At 65.2% G+C, this 22,472-nt stretch carries 20 protein-coding genes; 16 read left to right on the top strand and 4 right to left on the bottom strand.

Going from position 1 to position 22,472, the window contains the following annotated elements:
* Positions 1-93: 93 nt before the first annotated feature.
* Genes glyA through CH268_RS12035 form a run of 8 tightly spaced genes read left to right on the top strand, consistent with a single transcriptional unit; the run spans position 94 to position 9,095 of the window.
* Positions 94-1,374 carry a serine hydroxymethyltransferase gene (glyA, locus tag CH268_RS12070; protein ID WP_032373558.1) on the top strand — a complete coding sequence of 427 codons (1,281 nt, stop codon included), beginning with the start codon at positions 94-96 and terminating at the stop codon, positions 1,372-1,374.
* Positions 1,371-2,609, top strand: a complete 1,239-nt coding sequence (locus CH268_RS12065; protein WP_032367894.1) for a sarcosine oxidase subunit beta family protein — start codon at positions 1,371-1,373, stop codon at positions 2,607-2,609. Before glyA ends, CH268_RS12065 begins: the two co-directional genes overlap by 4 nt.
* 51 nt (positions 2,610-2,660) lie before the next feature.
* A complete protein-coding gene (locus tag CH268_RS12060) occupies positions 2,661-2,939 on the top strand; it encodes a sarcosine oxidase subunit delta (protein WP_094664237.1) in 279 nt (92 codons plus the stop codon).
* On the top strand, positions 2,936-5,779 hold the full coding sequence (locus CH268_RS12055) for a 2Fe-2S iron-sulfur cluster-binding protein (protein WP_094664235.1): 2,844 nt from the start codon (positions 2,936-2,938) through the stop codon (positions 5,777-5,779). The genes CH268_RS12060 and CH268_RS12055 overlap by 4 nt, the downstream gene beginning before the upstream one ends.
* Positions 5,772-6,350 (top strand): sarcosine oxidase subunit gamma, encoded by a 579-nt coding sequence (locus CH268_RS12050; RefSeq protein WP_094623143.1) that lies wholly within the window; start codon positions 5,772-5,774, stop codon positions 6,348-6,350. Before CH268_RS12055 ends, CH268_RS12050 begins: the two co-directional genes overlap by 8 nt.
* 41 nt (positions 6,351-6,391) lie before the next feature.
* Positions 6,392-7,309, top strand: a complete 918-nt coding sequence (gene folP / locus CH268_RS12045; protein WP_176457927.1) for a dihydropteroate synthase — start codon at positions 6,392-6,394, stop codon at positions 7,307-7,309.
* On the top strand, positions 7,306-7,716 hold the full coding sequence (locus tag CH268_RS12040) for a glycine cleavage system protein H (protein WP_094664233.1): 411 nt from the start codon (positions 7,306-7,308) through the stop codon (positions 7,714-7,716). Before folP ends, CH268_RS12040 begins: the two co-directional genes overlap by 4 nt.
* Positions 7,713-9,095, top strand: coding sequence for an L-serine ammonia-lyase (locus tag CH268_RS12035; protein WP_094664231.1), 1,383 nt, complete (start codon positions 7,713-7,715; stop codon positions 9,093-9,095). Before CH268_RS12040 ends, CH268_RS12035 begins: the two co-directional genes overlap by 4 nt.
* Before the next feature lie 80 nt (positions 9,096-9,175).
* On the opposite strand, the gene purU is transcribed toward CH268_RS12035, so the two are convergent.
* The 3 genes from purU to CH268_RS12020 form a co-directional block, all read right to left on the bottom strand.
* Positions 9,176-10,024 (bottom strand): formyltetrahydrofolate deformylase, encoded by an 849-nt coding sequence (gene purU / locus CH268_RS12030; protein ID WP_032367897.1) that lies wholly within the window; start codon positions 10,022-10,024, stop codon positions 9,176-9,178.
* A gap of 25 nt (positions 10,025-10,049) precedes the next feature.
* Positions 10,050-12,515, bottom strand: a complete 2,466-nt coding sequence (locus CH268_RS12025) for a GcvT family protein (protein WP_094664229.1) — start codon at positions 12,513-12,515, stop codon at positions 10,050-10,052.
* A gap of 176 nt (positions 12,516-12,691) precedes the next feature.
* Positions 12,692-14,335 (bottom strand): BCCT family transporter, encoded by a 1,644-nt coding sequence (locus tag CH268_RS12020; RefSeq protein WP_080729038.1) that lies wholly within the window; start codon positions 14,333-14,335, stop codon positions 12,692-12,694.
* 362 nt (positions 14,336-14,697) lie between these two features.
* On the opposite strand from CH268_RS12020, the gene CH268_RS12015 reads away from it, so the two are divergent.
* The 6 genes from CH268_RS12015 (at position 14,698) to CH268_RS11990 (ending at position 20,530) form a co-directional block, all read left to right on the top strand.
* Positions 14,698-15,783, top strand: coding sequence for an S-(hydroxymethyl)mycothiol dehydrogenase (locus CH268_RS12015; protein WP_094664227.1), 1,086 nt, complete (start codon positions 14,698-14,700; stop codon positions 15,781-15,783).
* 370 nt (positions 15,784-16,153) lie between these two features.
* A complete protein-coding gene (locus CH268_RS12010; protein ID WP_027494739.1) occupies positions 16,154-16,516 on the top strand; it encodes a bifunctional 3-phenylpropionate/cinnamic acid dioxygenase ferredoxin subunit in 363 nt (120 codons plus the stop codon).
* A complete protein-coding gene (locus CH268_RS12005) occupies positions 16,513-17,676 on the top strand; it encodes an NAD(P)/FAD-dependent oxidoreductase (protein WP_176457926.1) in 1,164 nt (387 codons plus the stop codon). The genes CH268_RS12010 and CH268_RS12005 overlap by 4 nt, the downstream gene beginning before the upstream one ends.
* Positions 17,677-17,770: 94 nt before the next feature.
* Positions 17,771-18,922 carry an aromatic ring-hydroxylating oxygenase subunit alpha gene (locus CH268_RS12000; protein WP_027494741.1) on the top strand — a complete coding sequence of 384 codons (1,152 nt, stop codon included), beginning with the start codon at positions 17,771-17,773 and terminating at the stop codon, positions 18,920-18,922.
* Positions 18,923-18,964: 42 nt separating this feature from the next.
* On the top strand, positions 18,965-19,657 hold the full coding sequence (locus CH268_RS11995; RefSeq protein ID WP_201010485.1) for a GntR family transcriptional regulator: 693 nt from the start codon (positions 18,965-18,967) through the stop codon (positions 19,655-19,657).
* Positions 19,658-19,726: 69 nt separating this feature from the next.
* Entirely contained in the window at positions 19,727-20,530 is an 804-nt protein-coding gene (locus tag CH268_RS11990) for an IclR family transcriptional regulator (RefSeq protein ID WP_027494743.1), read from the top strand.
* Here the strand turns inward: CH268_RS11990 and CH268_RS11985 are convergent.
* The gene (locus CH268_RS11985; protein ID WP_032382947.1) at positions 20,500-21,375 is read right to left on the bottom strand and encodes a bifunctional methylenetetrahydrofolate dehydrogenase/methenyltetrahydrofolate cyclohydrolase; all 876 of its coding nucleotides are present in this window, start codon (positions 21,373-21,375) and stop codon (positions 20,500-20,502) included. The two genes, CH268_RS11990 and CH268_RS11985, sit on opposite strands and share 31 nt — an antisense overlap.
* A 113-nt stretch (positions 21,376-21,488) precedes the next feature.
* Between CH268_RS11985 and CH268_RS11980 the strand changes: the two genes are divergently transcribed.
* Both CH268_RS11980 and CH268_RS11975 read left to right on the top strand, forming a co-directional pair.
* Positions 21,489-21,947 carry a hypothetical protein gene (locus tag CH268_RS11980; protein WP_053068770.1) on the top strand — a complete coding sequence of 153 codons (459 nt, stop codon included), beginning with the start codon at positions 21,489-21,491 and terminating at the stop codon, positions 21,945-21,947.
* A 214-nt stretch (positions 21,948-22,161) separates the two neighbouring features.
* Positions 22,162-22,437 (top strand): hypothetical protein, encoded by a 276-nt coding sequence (locus CH268_RS11975; RefSeq protein WP_094664355.1) that lies wholly within the window; start codon positions 22,162-22,164, stop codon positions 22,435-22,437.
* Positions 22,438-22,472 lie beyond the last annotated feature (35 nt).

Below are 22,472 nucleotides of genomic sequence, written 5' to 3'. Positions count from 1 at the left end.
GATATATCAGTTCCAGATCATTGATCTTCCAGAAGGGCGGCCATCTTGACGCAGGACTTCGCACCGACGGCGACGGCACCGCACCCGAGAGGCGTGACGAACCGAGTACTCGCCGATCTCGACCCCGAGGTGCACCGCGCGATCAGTGCCGAGCTCGGCCGCCAGCAGAACACCTTGGAAATGATCGCGAGTGAGAACTTCGCACCATTGGCCGTCATGCAGGCGCAGGGTTCGGTACTGACGAACAAGTACGCCGAGGGCTACCCCGGCCGGCGTTACTACGGCGGATGCGAAAACGTCGACGTCATCGAGCAACTCGCGATCGACCGGCTCAACGCCCTGTTCGGATCGTCGTTCGCCAACGTGCAGCCGCACTCGGGTGCGCAGGCAAATGCCGCTGCCATGGCGGCACTGCTGCAGCCGGGCGATTCGATTCTCGGTCTCGCACTCGCCCACGGCGGACACCTCACGCACGGCATGAAGCTGAACTTCTCGGGCAAGTTGTACGACGTCTCGGCCTACCACGTCGGCGAGCACGACCACCGCGTCGACATGGAAGAGGTGGAGCGCCTCGCCCACGAGCACCGTCCCAAGCTGATCATGGCCGGTTGGTCCGCCTACCCGCGCCACCTCGACTTCGCCGAATTCCGCCGCATCGCAGACGAAGTCGGTGCCTACCTGATGGTGGACATGGCGCACTTCGCCGGCCTGGTCGCCGCCGGACTGCACCCGTCACCGGTACCGCACGCACACGTGGTCACCTCGACGACGCACAAGACGCTCGGCGGACCACGCGGCGGCGTCATCATCACCAACGACGCCGCGCTGGCGAAGAAGTTCAACTCCTCGGTCTTTCCCGGTCAGCAGGGCGGGCCCCTCGAACACGTCATCGCCGGCAAGGCCGTCGCCTTCAAACTTGCTGCCGAAGAGGACTTTCGGGAACGGCAGCAGCGCACCCTCGAAGGCGCGAAGATCCTGGCCGATCGACTGTTGACCGACGACGCAGCAGCCGCAGGCATCGACGTGGTCTCGGGCGGCACCGACGTCCACCTCGTTCTCGTGGACCTGCGCAAGTCCGAACTGGACGGCAAGCAGGCCGAGGACAGACTCCATCACGTCGGAATCACCGTGAACCGCAACGCAGTTCCGTTCGATCCACGGCCACCCATGGTGAGCTCCGGAGTCCGCATCGGCACCCCGGCCCTCGCGACCCGCGGCCTGGACGCCACGGCGTTCGCCGAGGTCTCCGATGTCATCGCCCACGCGTTACGTCCCGACACCGACGACCGCGGACTCGATGCACTGCGAATCCGGGTCGAAGCCGTCGCCGCGCAGTTCCCCCTCTACTCCGACCTGACGGAAGGCTACCGATGACCGCCCCCGCAACCCCTCCGGGCGCACATCTGCCCGACCACCCGGACTTCCTGTGGCGCAACCCCGAGCCGAAGAAGTCGTACGACGTCGTGATCATCGGCGGCGGCGGACACGGTCTGGCCACCGCGCACTACCTCGCCAAGAACCACGGCATCACCAATGTGGCTGTGCTGGAGAAGGGGTGGCTCGCCGGCGGAAACATGGCGCGCAACACCACCCTCATCCGGTCCAACTACCTGTGGGACGAAAGTGCGCGCATCTACGAGCATTCGCTGAAGCTGTGGGAAGGGCTCGCCGACGACCTCGACTACCCCATCCTGTTCAGCCAGCGCGGAGTCCTCAACCTCGCGCACAGCCTGCAGGACGTGCGCGACAGCGTGCGACGCGTCGAGGCCAACCGACTCAACGGCATCGACGCTCAGTGGGTCGACCCCGACGAGGTCAAGAAGCTGTGCCCGATCGTCAACATCTCCAGCGACATTCGCTACCCGGTGCTCGGTGCGACGTACCAGCCACGCGCCGGCATCGCCAAGCACGACTACGTCGCCTGGGGATTTGCCCGACGCGCCGACGCGGCCGGTATCGACATCATCCAGAACTGTGAGGTCACCGGCTTCACCACCGACGGCAACCGCGTCACCGGGGTCAAGACCACGCGCGGCGACATCGCCACCGGCCAGGTCGCGCTGTGCGCGGCCGGGCACACCTCGACGCTGACGGACATGCTCGGCATCAAGACTCCGCTGCAGAGCCATCCGCTGCAGGCCCTCGTCTCGGAGTTGCTCGAGCCCGTGCATCCCACGGTCGTCATGTCGAATGCCGTGCACGTGTACGTCTCTCAGGCCCACAAGGGCGAACTGGTGATGGGTGCAGGCGTCGATTCCTACAACGGCTACGGCCAGCGCGGTGCGTTCCACATCATCGAACGGCAGATGGCGGCTGCGGTGGAGTTGTTCCCCGTCTTCGCTCGCGCGCACCTGCTGCGCACCTGGGCCGGCATCGTGGACGTCTGCCCCGACGCCTCCCCCATCGTCGGACGCACGCCGTTCGACAACGTGTTCCTCAATTGCGGTTGGGGTACAGGCGGATTCAAGGCCACCCCCGGTGCCGGTTGGTGCCTGGCCGACACCATCGCCAACGACGAGGTGCACGAGTACATCGCACCGTTCAGTCTGGACCGATTCGTCACCGGCGCGCTGGTGGACGAGCACGGTGCCGCAGGCGTGGCGCACTAGTTTCTCCGCCCCGACACACGCAGCACCCGAACGAGAAATCTTGGAGCGGCAATGCAATTGATCGAATGCCCGTGGTGCGGGAGTCGAGAAGAGACCGAGTTCCACTACGGCGGCCAGGCGCACATCGCCTACCCCGAGGATCCCTCGGCTCTGACCGACGAACAGTGGGCGCACTTCGTGTTCTTCCGCGAGAACCCCAAGGGGCTCTTCGCGGAACGGTGGAGCCACAGTGCGGGCTGTCGGCGTTGGTTCAACGCCGTGCGGGACACCGCCACCTACCGAATCCACAGTGTCTATCGCCTCGACGACCCGAAGCCGGTGAACCCATGACCGCATTCCGCACCGCATCCGGCGGCCGCATCGACCGCACGAGCACCTTCGACTTCACGTTCGGCGGCTCGGCCCTGCAGGGCCACCCGGGCGACACGCTGGCATCTGCGTTGCTCGCCAACGGTATTCATCAGGTGACCACCAGCATCAAGCTCGGCAGGCCCCGTGGATTCACCGCTGCATGGGCCGAGGACACCGGCGGACTCGTACAGATCGAGGAGCCGTTCCCCGAGCCGATGCTGCTCGCCACGACGATCGAGCTGTACGACGGCCTGGTCGCTCGCGGCATCCCCGGGCAAGGCCGACTCGCCGAGATCTCCGACTCCGCCAAGTACGACGCCATGCACGCCCACGCCGACCTGTTGGTCGTCGGAGCCGGCCCGGCCGGTCTGACGGCAGCTCTGGTCGCCGCCCGCAGTGGCGCTCGCGTGGTCGTCGTCGACGATCAGAGCGAGTTTGGCGGCTCCCTGCTCGGCTCCGACGACGTCATCGACGGACGGCCGGCCCTGGACTGGGTTGCCGACGCGGTGGCCGAGTTGTCGACCTTCCCCGACGTGACGTTGCTGCGCCGCACCACCGCGTTCGGTTCCTACGACGACGGCTTCGTGCTCGCCCTCGAGCGCCGCACCGATCACCTGGGCTTGGAAGCTCCTGCAGCGCTGAGCCGTCAGCGAGTCTGGCGTATTCGCTCGCGTCACATCCTGGTGGCCACCGGCGCCCACGAGCGTCCCGTCGTCTTCACCGACAACGATCGACCCGGAATAATGTTGGCGCACAGTGCACGTACGTTCCTGCATCGCTACGGCGTGACGGTAGGAACCGAGGCCGTGGTGTTCACCACCAACGACAGCGCGTACAAGGCAGCCGTCGATCTGCACGACGCCGGGGTCCGCATCGCGCGCATCGTCGATGCCCGCTCCGAGGCACCGGAACACTGGCTCGGCCTGTGCCGCGAACGCGGCATCGAGGTGCGTACCGGCAGCGTCGTATCCGGCACCCGCGGCGACACCCGCGTCACCCATGCTTTGGTGACCGGAGCCGACGGTGCCACCGACACCGTGGCGTGCGACGTACTGCTCGTCAGTGGCGGCTGGAACCCCGCCGTGCACCTGTTCAGTCAGGCCCGCGGCAAACTCCGCTACGACGGCACACTCGGAGCGTTCGTCCCGGCGGACGACGTCGAGGGTATCAGCGTCGCCGGATCGGCCTCGGGGGTGTTCGATCTGGCCGGATGCCTCCGCGACGGTAACTCGGCCGCGGCAGGTGTGCTGACCCGTCTCGGCTTCGACATCACCGAAACACCGCCTCCAGCAGCCGAATCCGTGCCGATCACCGAGTCACTGGTGCTGTGGCGGGTGCGCGACGACTTCGGAGCCGACAGCCAGTTCGTCGACGTGCAGCGAGACGCGACGGTGGCCGATCTGGTCCGCGCCGTCGGTGCAGGCATGTCGTCGATGGAACACATCAAGCGCTACACCACGATCGGCACCGCGCACGATCAGGGCAAGACCTCCGGTGTGGTGTCCTCGGGCATCGTGGCGGAACTGCTCGACAAGCCGGTGGAGAACCTGGGCACCACCACCTTCCGACCGCCGTACACCCCGGTGGCGTTCGCGGCGTTGGCCGGCCGCAACCGCGGCATGGCCTTCGACCCGGAACGGGTTACTGCAGTTCATGATTGGCACGTCGCACGCGGCGCGGTCTTCGAGGACGTCGGACAGTGGAAGCGGCCCCGCTACTATCCACTGCCCGGCGAGGAGATGCACGACGCCGTGCTCCGCGAGTGCGCGGCCGTGCGTGCGAGCGTCGGCATGCTCGACGGTTCGACACTGGGCAAGATCGACGTGCAGGGCCCCGACGCCGGTGTGGTGCTGGACATGTTCTACACGAACATGATGAGCAACTTGAAGGTCGGCATGGTTCGCTACGGCGTGATGTGCGGTGCCGACGGCATGGTGATCGACGACGGCACCGTGATGCGGTTGGCGGACGACCGATTCCAGGTGTTCACCACCACGGGCGGCGCAGCAGGAATGCTCGACTGGATGGAGGAGTGGCTGCAGACCGAATGGCCGCACCTGGCGGTTCGGCTGACGTCGGTGACCGAGCAGTGGGCCACGTTCCCCGTCGTCGGACCGCGCTCCCGCGACCTCGTCGGCGAGATCTTCCCCGAGCTCGACGTCTCCAACGAGGCGTTCCCGTTCATGGCCTGGCGTGACGCCTCGGTCGACGGTGTGCCGGTACGCGTGGCGCGCATCAGCTTCTCCGGTGAACTGGCCTTCGAGGTGAATATCGATTCTTGGCACGCCCACGCACTGTGGTCGCGGCTGATCGATGCGGGCGAGAAGTACGGCATCACCCCGTACGGCACCGAGACCATGCACGTGCTGCGGGCCGAGAAGGGCTACCCGATCGTCGGCCAGGACACCGACGGGACCGTCACCCCACAGGACCTCGGTATGAGCTGGGCGGTATCGAAGAAGAAGCTCGACTTCATCGGAAAGCGCTCGTTCGACCGTGCCGAGAACCGGAACCCGTTGCGCAAGCAGTTCGTCGGGCTCCTGCCCGTCGATCGGGAGACCGTCCTTCCCGAGGGCTCGCAGATCATCGAGCACTCCGAGAGCGGCGTCCTCCCCGAGCTTCCGGTTCCGATGCTCGGCCACGTCACGTCGAGTTACGCCAGCGCAGAATTGGGCAGGCCGTTCGGGCTGGCCCTGCTCGAGGCCGGGCGTGACCGACTCGGCGACATCCTGCACGTCCCGGTGGGCGACACCCTCGTCGCCGTGGAAGTCACCGGCTCCGTACTCGTCGACCCGGAAGGTAACCGCCGTGATGGCTGACCGACTCGCCGCCAGAAGCCCACTCGCAGAAACAGTTCTGCCGGACTCGTCTGCTGTACGCATCGTGGAGGAGCCGTTCCTGGCCGGGATCGACCTGTGGGTCGACCCGAGCGGGCCGGGCGGTGCCGCTGCCTCGGCCGAGCTCGGCACCGAGCTGCCCGGCCCCGGACGCGTTGCCGAGGGCACGAACACCACCGCGATCTGGCTCGGCCCGGAGGAGTGGCTGGTGATCGGGGCGGGCCTCGATCCGGTCGAACTCGAACACCGTCTCGGCTCGGCCGTTCGTGAGCATCGCGGTGCGGCAACCGATGTGTCCGCACAGCGAACCAGTCTGCGCCTGAGCGGTTCCCGGGCCCGCGACGTGCTGGCGAAAGGGTGCTCGATCGATCTGCACCCCCGCGTCTTCCCGGCCGGGTCGACGGTACAGACGATGCTGGCGATGGCAGGCATGATCCTCATTGCCTGTGACGACACCGGAACGGACTATCGAATCCTGGTGCGCTCGTCGTTCGCACGCTATCTCGCAGCCTGGCTGACCGACGCGGCCGAGGAATACACCGACGCCGGCTGAGTCGCACCACCGAACCCGACGCGAGAGAAAAGGTGACCGCAGTGCTCACGACCGTCTCCACGGCAACCCGGGCAGCCGATGCCCGCGACCGGCTGCTGACCCGGTTGACGACCTCGCATCCGGTCGTCTGCGGAATCGTCAACGTCACCCCGGATTCGTTCTCCGATGGCGGCCGCTTCCTGGACTCGGATCGTGCTGTGGCGCATGCTCTGTCGATGGTCGACGAGGGTGCCGAACTGCTCGACATCGGCGGTGAGTCGACCCGGCCGGGGGCAACCCCACCCACCGTCGACGAGGAGATCGAGCGAGTCGTACCGGTGATCGACGCACTGTCCAGACTTACCTCGACACCGCTGTCGGTCGACACCTCACGGCCCGAGGTGATGCGAGAGGCGGTACGCGCCGGGGCGAGCGTCATCAATGACGTTCGTGCTCTTCGTCTTCCGGGCGCGCTCGCCGCAGCTGCCGAACTGGACGTTGCCGTATGCCTGACGCACATGCAGGGCGAGCCGGCGACGATGCAGCATTCCCCTCGGTACGGCGACGTCACGGCAGAGGTCCGCGAGTTCCTCGACGACCGGTCCGCCGAATGCATCCGAGCAGGAATCCCGGCGTACCGCATCTTGGTCGATCCCGGATTCGGATTCGGAAAGACTCTCGAGCACAACCTGACACTGCTGCAGGGTCTTCGGGCGCTCACCGCTTCCGGGCGACCGATCATGGCGGGTCTGTCGCGGAAGGGAATGATCGGTGCCATCACCGGCCGAGAGGTCGACGGCCGACTCGCCGGATCACTCGCCGCCGCGATTATCGCGGCCCAGAACGGGGCGTCACTCCTGCGGGTTCACGACGTCGCCGCCACTATCGACGCACTGGCCGTGATGCGGGCAGTGCGGTCGCTCGACGCACTGCCCGCACACCCAGGTCAATCCACGACGAATGCCGAGGCCACCTCATGACCGCATCTCTCTCCTCCGCCCGTCGGCTCTTAAGCGCCGAGCACGGTTGGATGGCCGTCGACCCGTTCGGTTCACCGGCCCAGACTCCGAGCCGTGTGGGTGTGACGCCTGCAGCGTTGGCCGACGCGGCCGACATCGTCGGCGTCGATCTTCCGTCGGTACGTACCGTGCTCACCGCCGGCGATGCGTGCGGCACTATCCACACTTCCGCCGGCTCGGTCACGGTGTACGCCCCGGCGAGCGGCATGGTCACGATCGTCAACCCCGCTGTGCGCGAGGACCCGTCGCTCGTCGCTGCCGATCCGCTCGGTGCCGGCTGGCTGTTCGCCGTCCTGACTCCCGCTGCCTCGTCGTTCGACGACCTGACCATGCGCGAGCCGACCGGCGCAGTTCGGACGACCTCATGACCATCAGTGTTTTCGACCTCTTCTCCGTCGGAGTCGGCCCCTCGAGTTCGCACACCGTCGGACCGATGCGCGCGGCCGCCCGGTTCGTCGACGACCTGCGGACCATGTCTGCGTTCGACGACGTTCGAGAGCTGGCGGTCGATCTGTACGGCTCGTTGGCCGCGACCGGAGCCGGCCACGGCACCATGACCGCCGTACTGCTGGGGTTGGAAGGCCATGCGCCCGAGACCATCACGACCGAGGTCATGGAAGAACGGCAGGCATCGATGGCGGCCACCGGCCGAATCGTCTTCGGTGGTCACCGCGAGATCGACCTGGCTGTCGACGACATCGTGCTGCGTCCGTTGACGGTACTGCCGTTCCACCCGAACGGGATGAAACTGACTGCGCGCAGAGCGGATTCGACCGAACTGCACAGCGAGGTGTACTTCTCCGTCGGTGGCGGCTTCGTGGTGACCGAGGCCGAAAGCGTCGAGGCCGTCGCACCCCTCGCCTCCGCGAACGGATTCGCGTCGGCCAAGGAACTACTTCAGCTCTGTGAACGTCGGCGCTGCAGCATCAGTGACGTCATGACCGAGGTCGAGCTCGAACGCCGCACGCACGAGGAGATTCGGGACGCGTTGCTGCACATCCGTGACGTCATGGTCGAGTGCGAGGTTCGCGGCATCTCCCGCGACGGCTACCTTCCCGGCGCGCTGGGCGTGCGGCGCCGAGCACGGGACTGGTTCCTGCGGCTCGATGCCGAGGATCCGAACCGTTCGAGCGAATTCGCCGAGGACTGGGTCAATCTCGTCGCCCTCGCAGTCAACGAGGAGAACGCCTCCGGCGGACGAATCGTCACAGCACCCACCAACGGCGCGGCCGGCATCATCCCGGCCGTGCTGCACTACGCCACTCGCTACACCGCCGCGGGGGTCGCCGATCCCGACGGCAGCACGGTGCGTTTTCTGCTCACCGCCGGCGCGATCGGATCGCTCTACAAGGAGATGGCGTCGATCTCCGGTGCCGACGTGGGCTGCCAGGGCGAGGTGGGTTCGGCGGCGTCGATGGCCGCAGCCGGTCTGGCCGAGGTACTGGGCGGCACACCCGAACAGGTGGAGAACGCCGCCGAGATCGCGATGGAACACAGCCTCGGTCTCACATGCGACCCCATCGGCGGACTGGTGCAGATTCCGTGCATCGAACGCAACGCGATCTCGGCCGGTAAGGCAATCAACGCCGCTCGGATGGCATTGCGCGGCAACGGTACCCACCGCGTCAGCCTGGACCAGGTGATCGAGACGATGCGGTCCACCGGTGCCGACATGCACTCGAAGTACAAGGAGACCTCCAGTGGCGGCCTCGCGATCAACGTGCCGGTGAACTTCGTGGAGTGCTAGAGGCCGAGAACTTTCTCCACCGCCACACAACGACGAGGGGCCCGTACCGATTCGGTACGGGCCCCTCGTCGTGTGTCGGCTCAGCTGAAGATGACCGTCCGGTGTCCGTGCAGCAGAACGCGATTCTCGCAATGCCAGCGCACCGCCCGCGAGAGTGCGAGGGCCTCGGCGTCCTGACCGACGGTGGCCAGACGAGAAGGGTCGTGAGTGTGGTCGATACGAATGACCTGCTGCTCGATGATCGGGCCCTCGTCCAGGTCGGGGGTGACGTAGTGCGCCGTCGCTCCGACCTGCTTGACGCCCCGGTCGAATGCCTGGTGGTAGGGCTTTGCGCCCTTGAAGCCGGGCAGGAACGAGTGGTGGATGTTGATCGCCTTGCCGTGCAGCGCTCGACACGTCTCGTCGGAGAGCACCTGCATGTAGCGGGCCAGTACCACCAGGTCCACCTCGTACTCGGCGACGAGGTCGAGCAGGCGTTGCTCGGCCTCGGCCTTGGTGCCCGGGGTGACGGGAACGTGGACGAACGGCAGCCCGGCAGCCTCGGCCATCGGCCGCAGCACCTCGTGATTGCTCACCACGGCCACCAGTTCGCCGCCGAGATTCTGTGAGCGCCAACGGAAGATGAGGTCGTTGAGGCAGTGCCCCATCTTGGACACCATGACGAGCACGCGCGGCTGGCTGCAGCCGTTGAAGGTGTACGTCATCGCGAATCGATCGGCCACCTCGCGGAAGCTGTCCGTCAGCTTCTCGATGTCGGTGGCACCGCTGGCCACGAACGAGGTGCGAAGAAAGAACGAGCCGTCCGTGGAGTCGTCGAACTGTTGGTGTTCGGCGATGTCGCAGTCGTTGTCGAAGAGGAATGCACTGACGGCCCGGACGATGCCCGGCCGCTGTCCGCAGCTGAGCGTGAGGGTGAAGTTCTCGGTCATCGAATCTCCTGGTACTGGTGGGTCGTCAGCTGCGGATCTTGGCCATCTCGGGGTCGACGAGAGGCTCGGCCACGACGGTGGCGGACACGAGCCGATCGAAGTATCGAATCTGCACTGCTGCACCGGGTTCTGCGCTACCGGCAGGAACCCAGGCGTAGGCGATCGGCGCACCGACGGTGTGACCGAACGAGGCGCTGGTGACGTAGCCAGCGGGTTCACCGTCCACCAGGACGGGCTCGTGGCCGAGTACCACCGACGTGCCGTCGTCGATCTTCAAGCAGACCAGCTTCTTCGAGACGGTGTCGTCGGACATCTCGAGTACGGCGTCGCGCCCGCGGAATTCGCCCTTCTGCGGGCGTACCGCGAAGCCGAGGCCTGCCTCGTAGGGATTGTGCTCGGTGGTCATGTCCGATCCCCACGACCGGTAGCCCTTCTCCATGCGCAGGCTGTTGAACGCAGCGCGCCCGCCGGCGATGATGCCGAACTCGGAACCGGCCTGCCACAACATGTCCCACAGTCGCTGCCCGTAATCGGCAGTGGTGTACAGCTCCCACCCGAGCTCGCCCACGTACGACAACCGCATCGCCGTGACGGGCACTCCCCCGATGCGAACCTGCTTGCAGCGGAAGTACTTGAAGTTCTCGTTCGAGAAGTCGTCCTGGGTGAGCTTTTCGACGACCTCGCGGGCGTGCGGACCCCACAGACCGATGCAGCACGTGGATCCGGTGATGTCGTCGACGGTGACGCTGCCGTCGCTCGGTGCTTCGCGGCGAAGGTAGTCGAAGTCGAGGTTGCCGTTGGCTCCGACCTGGAACTCGTCGGCGGACAACCGCGCCACGGTGAGATCGCTTCGGACGCCGCCCTTCTCGTCGAGAGCCAGCGTGTACGTGACGGCCCCGACGGACTTGTCCATCTTGCCGGACGTCAATCCCTCCAACAGTGCCAGCGCACCGGGTCCGCGTACGCGCAGACGCTTGAGCGGGGTCATGTCGTACATGGCGACGGACGTACGGGTCTTCCACGCCTCGGCCGCGGCAATGGGCGAATGGAACATCGACGCCCACTCGTCGCGCTCGGGCGGCTGCCACTCGACGGGAAGCTGTTGCACCAGATCGGCATTGGCCTCGTACCAGTGCGGGCGTTCCCACCCGCCGCCTTCGAGGAACACGGCACCGAGTTGATGCTGCCGCGCATTGAAGGGACTGACCCGAACGTCACGCGGGGACAACCGCGGCTGCGAGGGATGCAGCACGTCGTAGATCTCGACGAAGTTCTGCTGCGAGGTTTCGCTGACGTACGAGGGATCGAGCTGGAAATCCTCGAAGCGGTTGACGTCGCATCCGTGCAGCTCGACCTCGGAGCGTCCGTCGACCAGCAACTGTGCGATGGCCCGGCCGACTCCGGCCGAATGCGTCACCCACACGGCCTCGGCGATCCAGAAGCCCTTGACGTCCGGAGACTCACCGAGCAGCGGTCCACCGTCGGGGGTGAACGAGAAGACTCCGTTGAAGCCGTGGTGGATCTTGGCGGTCTCGAGGCACGGCAACAGCAGCTTGGACTGCTCCCACGACGGCGCGAAGTCCTCCTGCGTGAAGTCGAGCATGGACGGCATCGCCTCGTCGGACACACCGTCTCCGCCGGGCAGGGTCTTGGTGTCGACGGGCATCGGGCGGTGCGCGTAGGTTCCGATGCCGAGACGGTCGACGTGCTCGCGGAAGTACAGGTCCTGATCCTGGTGACGCAGGATGGGCATGCCGGCCTCGGCCGCTTCGGTGTTGCGTCCCACGAGTTCCGGGATCTGATCGGTCTTGGCGTACTGGTGCGCCAAGGGCAGCAGCGGCACCTTCATGCCGACCAGTTCGCCCACATCGGGGCCCCAGAAGCCGGCGCAGGACACCACGATGTCGGCCTCGATGACGCCGTTGTCGGTTGCCACACCGGTGACGCGGCCACCCGTCTGTTCGATACCGATGACCTTGGTGGAACCACGGAACACGGCTCCGCGCGATTCTGCGCGACGGGTCAGTGCCACGACGGCACGGGACGCTTTGGCAAGACCGTCGGTCTCGACGTACAGACCGCCGAGAACCCGCGAACGGTCGATCAGCGGATGCAGTTTGGCGCATTCGGACGGGTCGATGACCGATCCTTCGATGCCCCAGGACGTGGCCCAGCCCTGCTTGCGATGCAGGTCGGCCAGTCGCTCCTCGGTGGTGGCCACTTCGAGGCCGCCGAGCTGATTGAAGCACCACTGCCCGTCCACCTCGAGGCCCATGAACTTCTCGACCGTGTATCGGGCGAGTTCGGTCATGGTCTTGGATGCATTGGTCTGGAACACCAGACCCGGTGCGTGCGAGGTGGATCCACCCGTGAGAGGGAGCGGCCCCTGATCCAGCACGGTGATGCGATCCCAACCGCGTGCGGTGAGCTCGTCGGCCACGTTGGTACCGACTATGCCGGCGCCGATGATGACAACTCTCGGTGAACCCATGGTGGTCCTTCCGTATCGGGGTGGAGAGATGGAGCTCGGCCGAAGCGGTCCACGGCCTGCACGACAACTAACCAGAGATTGATATATCAAGAGTATGGGCAGGGATGGATGTGGTCAACCCCCGAAATACCGATGGTGCGGGACGCATAGTTTCGCGTCCCGCACCATCGCTCACTTCACTTGCCGGCCTTGACTTTCGGCGGGGCCTTGGGGTTCTTGACGATGAACGGATCGTTCGTGACGTCCTTGTACAGCGAGACACACGTACCGATCATCACCAGTACGAACGGTGCCGCCACGATGATGGTCATCGTCTGCAACCCGTTGAGGGCGTCCGAACCTCCCGTCCACAGCATCAGGATCGCGATGCCGCCGGTGACGACACCCCAGAAGGCGACGACCCCACGCGACGGATCCAGGGTGCCGCGTTGCGACAGGGTGCCCATCACGATCGAGGCAGCGTCGGCACCACTGACGAAGAAGATGCCCACCAAGACCATCACCAACACCGACGAGATGCCGGCCAATGGGAAGTGGTCGAGAACCGCGAACAGCTGCGATTCCGGCTTACCGAGGGCCACCAGATCCTCGGTTCCCTTCTGCTGCTCGCCGATTGCCGCTCCACCGAAGATCGAGAACCAGACCAAGCTCACCGACGTAGGGATGAGAATGACGCCGATGACGAACTGGCGGATGGTACGGCCACGACTGATGCGAGCGAGGAACATACCGACGAAGGGGGTCCACGAGATCCACCAGGCCCAGTAGAAGATCGTCCAGGACGAGAGCCAGGACTCGGTCTCGGGACCACCGGATGCCGCCGACCGCGCCGACATGCCGGCGATGTGCGCGGCGTAGTCACCGAGAGTGGTGGGCAGCAGATTCAGGATCAGGACCGTGGGGCCCGCGACGAACACGAAGATCGCAAGCACCAGAGCCAGCACCATGTTGATGTTCGACAGCCACTGAATTCCCTTGGAAACCCCGGACACTGCCGAGGCCACGAACGCAAGTGTCAGGATGGCGACGACAGCCACGAGCAGAAGCGTCCCCGCTTGGTTGACCCAGCCGAGAACCTCGATACCGGAACCGATCTGGAGTGCGCCGAGGCCGAGGGATGCCGCGGTGCCGAACATCGTGGCGAAGATCGCCAGAATGTCGATGACCTTGCCGATGGGGCCTTCGGCGCGGCGACCGATCAGGGGGATGAACGAGGAGCTGATGAGCTGCTTGCGGCCCATCCGGTAGGTGCCGTAGGCGATGGACAATCCGACCACCGCGTACATCGACCAGGGGTGCAGTCCCCAGTGGAAGATGGCCGTCGAGAGTGCCGTTCCCACAGTGGAATCGGTGATTCCGGGCGGAGGGGTGACGAAGTGAGTGAGGGGCTCGGCCACTCCCCAGAAGATCAAGCCGATTCCCATGCCGGCGCTGAACATCATCGCGATCCAGCTGACGGTGTTGAATTCGGGCTTCTCACCGTCTTTGCCGAGCGGAATCTTCCCGTATCGACTGAGTGCGAGCCACAGCGCGAAGATCACGAATCCGGTGGCCGAGAAGATGAACAGCCAGCCGACGTTGGTCACGACCCAGTCGAGTACCGACGCGTTGACGGACTTCATGTTCTCGGTGCCGAGGATGCCCCACGCCAGAATCGCGATCACGATGGCGGCGGTGATACCGAACACCACCTTGTCGGTGCGCGGCTTGCCCTCCTCTCCGTGGTGGTAGACCTCGAGGGGGCCGTAATGATGAGGGGCATGTTTCTCGGGTGCAGCGACGCGAGTTTTGTCGCCCCGGGGTTTGCTGTTCGTTGTCACATCGTTCTCCCTCCGGCTCTCGCCGAATAGGTGTGTCGCCCGTGCACGCAGCGTGGGTGGTCGGATAGGTGCGCGACTCGTTGCTCTCTGCGCAACTACGATTTGTTTGGACTCGAACAAGACTGAGCCGACCCAGGGGCTATGTCAATAGATGGCTGGTCATTTCGACGCGTTCATCACGGTTTTTCGAAACGGACAACGTCCCTGAACAGCAACTATGCGAGTACATATGCCAAAAGTTGTCCGAATTCGATACTCGCTTTTAACATTCGATACTGCCCGGTAACTGATATATTAAGCCGATTCCACCACCGCCGGCGGCCTCGAACGCCGCTCCTTCACCTCACTCAGGAGTACCAACCATGCCGCAGCAGGTCCGCGCCGTCGTCGCCAAAAGCAAAGGCGAGCCCGTCTCGATCGAGACGATCACCGTTCCCGATCCCGGCCCGAACGATGTCGTGGTCACCATCGCCGCGTGCGGGGTGTGTCATACCGATCTGCATTACCGCGAGGGCGGCATCAACGACGAGTTCCCGTTCCTGCTCGGCCACGAAGCCGCGGGCACCGTCGAAACCATCGGCGATGCGGTCACTCATGTCGAGGTCGGTGATGTCGTGGTGTTGAACTGGCGGGCGGTGTGCGGGGAATGCCGAGCCTGCAAGAAGGGCACCCCCTGGTATTGCTTCGACACCCACAATGCGTCGCAGAAGATGACTCTCGCCGACGGCACCGAACTCTCTCCGGCGTTGGGGATCGGGGCGTTCGCCGACAAGACCCTCGTCCACGAAGGACAGTGCACCAAAGTCGACCCGGAGTCCGATCCGGCGGTCGTCGGGTTGCTCGGGTGCGGGGTGATGGCCGGGTTGGGTGCGGCGATGAACACCGGGAACGTTTCCCGCGGGGATTCCGTCGCCGTGATCGGGTGCGGCGGTGTCGGCGATGCCGCGATCGCCGGAGCCCGCCTGGCGGGGGCGTCGACGATCATCGCCGTCGACCGCGACAAGAAAAAACTCGACTGGGCCCTCGAACTCGGGGCCACCCACACCGTCGATGCCTCGCAGGTCGATGCGGTCGAGGCCATCCAGGAGTTGACGGGTGGGTTCGGGGCGGATGTGGTCATCGATGCCGTCGGGCGTCCGGAGACGTGGAAGCAGGCGTTCTATGCCCGCGATCTCGCCGGGACGGTGGTGTTGGTGGGTGTGCCGACCCCAGAGATGACGGTGGAGATGCCGTTGATCGATTTCTTCTCCCGGGGTGGGTCGTTGAAGTCGTCGTGGTACGGCGATTGCCTGCCGGAGCGGGATTTTCCGATGTTGGTCGATCTGTACGAGCAGGGTCGGTTGCCGCTCGAGAAGTTCGTGACCGAACGGATCGGTCTCGGTGATATCGAGGCGGCGTTCGAGAAGATGCATCAGGGCACGGTGCTGCGTTCGGTGGTGGTCCTGTGAGCGGGCAGTTGCGAATCGAGAAGGTGGCCGCTTCCGGTGACTCGAGCCCGTGCGCTGCGGCTCGCCACCTCTGATATATCAAAGTGGACCTTTTTACCCGTTGGTAGCGTTTTGTTTCATGGTGCCCTCGACGTCTTCCGGCGTCGGGGGCATCATCGAGTCGGGCGGATGAGGCACCGGCTACGCATGTCATTGCACGGGCTAACCACCTGCTCAGCTGGTACAACGCGTGGTTTGTCCGGTTCCGGTTACGTCGTGTTTCGCGTGTATGAAAAGTGCCGTCACCTATTGACACACTCTTGTGGCGATGTTCACACTGTTGTTGCGGGAAGTAAGACGTGTTCCGCATAGCGATACAGAAAGGATCCGAATGCTCAAGGTGTGTTCCTTGGCCGATCTCCCCGGCGGCGAAGCTCTGCGCGTCGACACCACCCCTCCGGTGGCGGTGTTCCACACCGAGGACGGTGAGCTGTTCGCGATCGATGACACCTGTACGCATCAGGACGCGTCGCTCGCCGACGGCTGGCTCGAAGGGTGCGCGGTCGAATGCCCACTCCACGCGTCCACCTTCGACCTGCGTACCGGTGCTGTCGACGCTCCGCCCGCCAAGTTGCCTGTCCGCACGCACACCGTCGTCGTCGAGGACGGCGTCGTCTACGTCGAGCTGAGCACCGCGGCCCCCAATCTTCCGCCCGACGTTCGCAGCCGGTTGGCCGCCGAGGGACATTCATGAAGAGCGTCACCATCGTCGGAGCCTCCCTGGCAGGCCTGTGCTCCGCGCGTGCACTACGGGCCGCTGGGTTCGAAGGCTCGGTCACCATCGTCGGTGCCGAGAGCCATCGACCCTACGACCGCCCTCCCCTGTCGAAGGAATACCTCGCCGGCGACGTGGACGTGAGCACTCTCGCCCTCGAACCCGACGACGAAAACCTCGACGCCACCTGGATTCTGGGCCGCACGGCCACCGCCCTCGATCCATCGCGTCGCACCGTCACCCTCGACGACGGTGCCGAGCTGACCTCCGACGGCGTCGTCCTCGCCACCGGCTCACGCGCGCGATCGCTTCCCGGTACCGATCACCTCGCCGGTGTGCACGTATTGCGTACGATCGACGACGCCGACCGGCTGCGTGCAGATCTCACGCCCGGCGCACGTCTCGTCGTCATCGGCGCAGGCTTCATCGGAGCCGAAGTAGCCTCCACCGCAAGGAAGTTGGGACTCGAGGTCACCGTCGTCGAAGCCGCCCCGTCACCGCTCGCCGGGCCACTCGGTGCACGATTGGGTAGCGCGGTGGGAAATCTGCACCGCGACAACGGCACCACGTTGATCTGCGGAATCGCCGTCGACGGCCTGACCGGCACCGACCGAGTGACAGGCGTTCGCCTCGCGGACGGCCGACTCCTCGACGCCGACGTCGTGGTTGTCGGCATCGGCGGCATTCCGAACATCGACTGGCTCGGCACCAGCGGACTCGCGCTGGGCAACGGAATCCTGTGCGACGGCGGCGGCGCGACCGCCGTACCCGGAGTGGTCGCGGTCGGCGACTGCGCCGCATGGCTGGATTCGACCGGTGTCCACCGACGCGTCGAGCATTGGGCCGGGGCGTCCGAACGGCCCACCGTTGCAGTGGCCACCCTGCTCTCGGGCAGTTACGGCGGCCAACACGTCAAACCTCCGTATTTCTGGTCCGACCAGTACGGGTCACGTATTCAGTTCGCCGGCACCGCCGGACCGGACAGTGAATGCACCATCGAAGAGGGTTCGCCCGAACTCGGGAGTTTCCTCGCCGTGTATCGATCCGACGGACTTCCGGTCGGTGTACTCGGTGTCAATCAAGTTCGATTGTTCACCCGCTGGCGCCGACAGCTCTCGGCTCCCGCTCGCGCGGTCTGAAATCACCCAGGCCGCTGCTCCACCCGTCGTATTCCATTACCCCAGTTGACGTCTCGTCACCGATCCACAAGATCGGCCACGTACGGAGGACCCCTTGACCACCATTCCCGACACCACGCCGCCCGCAACCTCGCTTCCCCTGCCCGAAAGCCTCATCTCCACCCTGCCCGGTCGCTACTACACCGATCCGGCCATCTTCGAGCTCGAGCAGGAGAAGATCTTCGAGGAACTGTGGATCTGCGCGGTCCGTGCCGCCGATCTGGACAAGCCCGGTGCCTTCCGCACCGTGCAGATCGGCCGCGAAAGCGTCATCGTGACGCGCACCCGAACCGGGGCGATCAAGGCCTACCTGAACGTGTGCGCGCACCGCGGTGCTCGAATCTGCATGGAGGACAAGGGCGAAGTCAAGCGATCGTTCCAGTGTCCGTACCACGCCTGGACCTACGATCTCGACGGAAAGCTCATCGCAGCACCGAATCTCACCAAGATGCCCGACATCGATCGGGTTCGCTACGGCCTGGCGTCGGTGTCGGTCGAGGAATGGCTCGGGTACGTCTGGGTCAATCTGAGCGACAATCCGGCCTCCTTCGACACCACTGTGGTGCAGGACATCCGTGATCGACTCGGCGACGTCGAGTCGATCGACCGCTACAAGATCGAAGACCTCGGTCTCGGCCGCCGCGTGAGCTACGACGTCAAGGCCAACTGGAAGCTCATCATCGAGAACTTCATGGAGTGCTACCACTGCGCCACCATTCACCCCGAGCTCACCGAGGTACTTCCCGAATTCGCCGACGGTTACGCCGCCCAGTACTACGTGGGCCACGGGGCCGAATTCGGGGAATCGGTCAAGGGATTCACGCTCGACGGTTCCGAGGGACACGACTCCATTCCCGGAATCGCACCCGAACAGGACCGGCGCTACTACGCCATCACCGTCCGGCCACAGGTGTTCGTCAACCTCGTCCCGGATCACGTGATCATCCATCGGATGTATCCGCTTGCCGCCGATCGCACTCTGGTGGAATGCGATTGGCTGTACCTGCCCGGCGTCGTCGCATCGGGACGGGATCTGCAGAAATCGGTGGAGTTGTTCCACCGCGTCAATCTGCAGGACTTCGAGGCGTGCGAACGCTGCCAGCCCGCCATGAGCTCACGGAAGTACCGCGACGGCGGAGTGCTGGTGGGCAGCGAACACCACATCGGCATCTTCCACGATTGGCTGAAGAACCGCATCGAGGCCTGACCGCACGCTGCCCCGCACTCGGTGCCGATAGGATCGGTAACCATGAGTGTCGAGGTCGCATCGCCGGGCGCCCCCGGATCGTCGGGGGTGCCGGGCGAACCCGGAGCGACGATGGCCGACGTCGCTTACTCGGCTATCCGCGACAAACTGATCATGCTGACCATCAAGCCGGGTGAGGCCGTCGTCGAATCGGCGTTGTCCGCCGAGCTGGGGGTAGGACGCACGCCGGTACGGGAAGCGCTCAAACGGCTCGAGTACGAGCGCCTCGTCATCTCGCACGCCCGCCGCGGCACTTTTGCCACGGCCATCGACGTCGCCGATCTGGGCGACATCTCCGAAATCCGCCAGCGGCTTGAGCCTCTTGCCGCCGCCAAGGCAGCCACCGCGGCCACCGCAACCCAACGCCAAGTTCTGCTGGGCATGGCCGACCGCACCGAGAAGTTCGAGGCGACGCCGCCGAGCCAACACGACCTGATCAACTGGGATGCCGAAGTGCATCGCACCGTCTACCGGCTGGCGGCGAACCCGGTTCTCGAAGACGCATTGATTCGCTACAACAATCTCGCGACGCGAATCTTCTGGTTGTTCATGGATCGTCTGCCTCCGCTGGCCGACCACGTGGGAACGCACACCGAGCTGCTGCGCGCCATCGCGGCCGGGGATGCCGAGAAGGCCGCGACCATCGCCCGAGCACACGTGACCGAGTTCGACGACGCGGTGCGCGCCGTCATCTAGATCGCCGGCTCGGGCCACGCCCCGAGGGGCAACACCACGGCCAAGTGCCTGTTACGTATAGTCGCGGGGGTGGCCAGCGACGATTCGACACGTGCCCCCGAGGGTGGCGTCCAGTCCGTCGACCGCGCATTTCGGGTGCTCGAGGTCGTGGCACGGCTCGGAGAGGCCGGCGTGAGCGCCATCGCCACCGAGATCGGTGTGCACAAATCCACGGTGTCGAGGCTGCTGGCGTCGCTCGAAGAACACGACATGGTGATGCAGACGCACAATCGCGGCAAGTACCGGCTCAGCCTCGGAGTCCTCCGGCTCGCGGCGGCCGTGCCCGAGCGTCTGGAGATCACCGAATACGGCCACGCGGTCTGTGAACGCCTCGCCGGCAAGCTCGGCGAAACGGTCAATATCGCTGTGCTGCGGTCCAATACAGCGGTCCACCTGGATCAGGCCCGCGGGCCGAGTTCGGTGGGAACCCACAACTGGATCGGGGAGCAGACACCGCTGCACGCCACCGCGAGCGGCAAGGTGTTGCTGGCTGCCCTCGACTCCGATACGCGTCAGGACGTCGTGGACGGACTCGACCTCCACCGGTACACCGAGCACACACTCACCACCAAAGCCGGTCTCACTGCCGAACTCGATGCCGCGGTATCCCTCGGATATGCCGTCGTCGTCGAAGAGTTCGAGACCGGACTCAACGCCATCGCAGCCCCGATTCTCGACTACACCGGCAAGACGACCGCCGCGCTGAGCATCTCGGGACCGGTATACCGCTTCGACGAAACCAGAATGCGGGCCATCGTCCCCGACGTACTGGCCGCCGCCGCCGAGATCAGCGAGAAGATGGGCTACCGGGAGTCCTTCATCCCCTCGGCCTGAGCGGCCTCCGCGCACTCCACCACGTTCGTCAACAGCATCGCCCTGGTCATCGGCCCGACCCCGCCGGTCGCTCCACTGAGCCGCCCCGCAATGTGCTCGACGCCGGGGTGCACGTCGCCGAGAATGCCCTCGACGGTACGGGTGATTCCCACCGACAACACCGTGGCCCCGGCACTGATCCAGTCCGGTTGCACCAGATGCGCAACACCCGCTGCCGCGATGACCACGTCGGCGGCCCGAGTGTGCGCGGCGGTGTCCACCGTCGCCTCGTGACACATCGTCACGGTGGCGTGTTCGCTGCGACGCGTCAGCATCAAGCCGAGCGGACGACCCACCGTGATTCCACATCCGATGATGCAGAAGCGAGCACCGGTGATCGGAACATCGTGGTGCCGAAGCAGTTCCAATATCCCGCGTGGGGTGCAGGGCAGCGGCCCGTCCATGCCGAGTACGAGCCGACCCAAATTGGTCGGATGCAGCCCGTCGGCATCCTTGCGAGGATCGATCAGCTCGATCACCCGATGGGTGTCGATGTGCGAGGGCAGCGGCAACTGAACGATGAACCCGGTGCACTCGGGATCCTCGTTGAGAGCGTGCACGGCATCTTCGATCTCCTGCTGACTCGCGGACGCAGGCAACCGGACCTGAATCGAATGCAGTCCCACCTCGGCGCAGTCGCGATGCTTCGCCGCGACATAGGAACGGCTCCCCGGATCGTCGCCCACCAGAATCGTGCCCAGGCCGGGCCGAATCCCCTGCTGGGCGAGCCGTTCGACGCGGTACCGCAGATCGTCCTTGACGATCGCGCTGACCGCGGTTCCGTCGATCTTGAGCGCTGTGGTCATACTTTCGATTCCTCGGTTCGGCGGGCCGCTGCGTTTCTGATATATCAACTGTCGGTCAGGGTACGGTGAGTCGCAGGGACCGGTCAAGAGCCGCGGTATGGGAGGGTCGAGACATGGAGCCCCTGCAGCCGATGCGGCCGGTCGACGTGCAACGGGACGAGCGCGAAGCTGCACCTCGATGGAAGGTGTGGGGTGCGCGCATCGTCCTTGTAGGACTTGTTCTGACCGCGATTCTGTTCGAGGACGGACAGTCATGGATGGTTGTCGCAGGGATATGCACCACAGCGATAGGCGCGGCGCTGACCGTTGCGTCGACGAGGCGAACGCTGTGCGAGAACGCGGGCCGCCGAATTCCCTGGAACGGTCGGCCGCCGATCGAACCCCGGCAGGTAGACCTACTGGACACCTTCGGATTTCCGATGGTCGTCTTCGGTGTTGCAGTGGCCGCGAAGAGCGCATCCGTACCGTGGTTTTTCGCGTTGCCGGTCGTCTGCATCGGCGCTGTCGGGATGCCTCTGGCGGCGCAGGCATGGCACAACTACCGCGTTCGCAGAAGCACGCCCACGCCCTGACCATTCGGGTCATGTGCGAGGCTCGACGGCGATTGCCCGACGGCACAGCGCATACAACTGGCCGCGACTCCCACCCCGTTCCGATGAAATCCGACTGACCGTCGCCGATGAAGAGATGATCGAGTCTCTACTATGGAGGCGTCGTTGCCGGTTACCTGCAGAAGAACAGGTCGGGGCGGTGCTGCCGCACTGCATGCGAGAAGGAGTGCCGGTGATGCGCAAGTCCCCTTCTCGGTCGATGTTCCGTGACGGTGCCGGAAACCTGGCGTTGATTGCGGGCATCATCGCGGTCGTCTGCGCATTCGTGCCGTTCGTCGGAGACTTCGTGACCATCCCGGCCGGAGTGATCGCGGTGGTCAGTGGCTGGATCGGTCTCGGCCGCGCAGTCGAGGGCGACGCGTCCAACGGTCGCGACGCCGTGATCGGTGCGGCGCTCGGTGGCATCGGATTGTTCGTCGTGTTCCTGACCTTCGCGGCCTCGTCCATGTGACCGCGACCGTCCTGACCCGGTAGCGACAGGGCAGG

The organism is Rhodococcus sp. 06-1460-1B, from assembly GCF_002258475.1.
Lineage (GTDB): Bacteria > Actinomycetota > Actinomycetes > Mycobacteriales > Mycobacteriaceae > Rhodococcoides > Rhodococcoides fascians.
The sequence above is the reverse complement of the archived record's forward strand: the minus strand, read 5'-3'. Positions and strand labels throughout refer to the sequence as shown.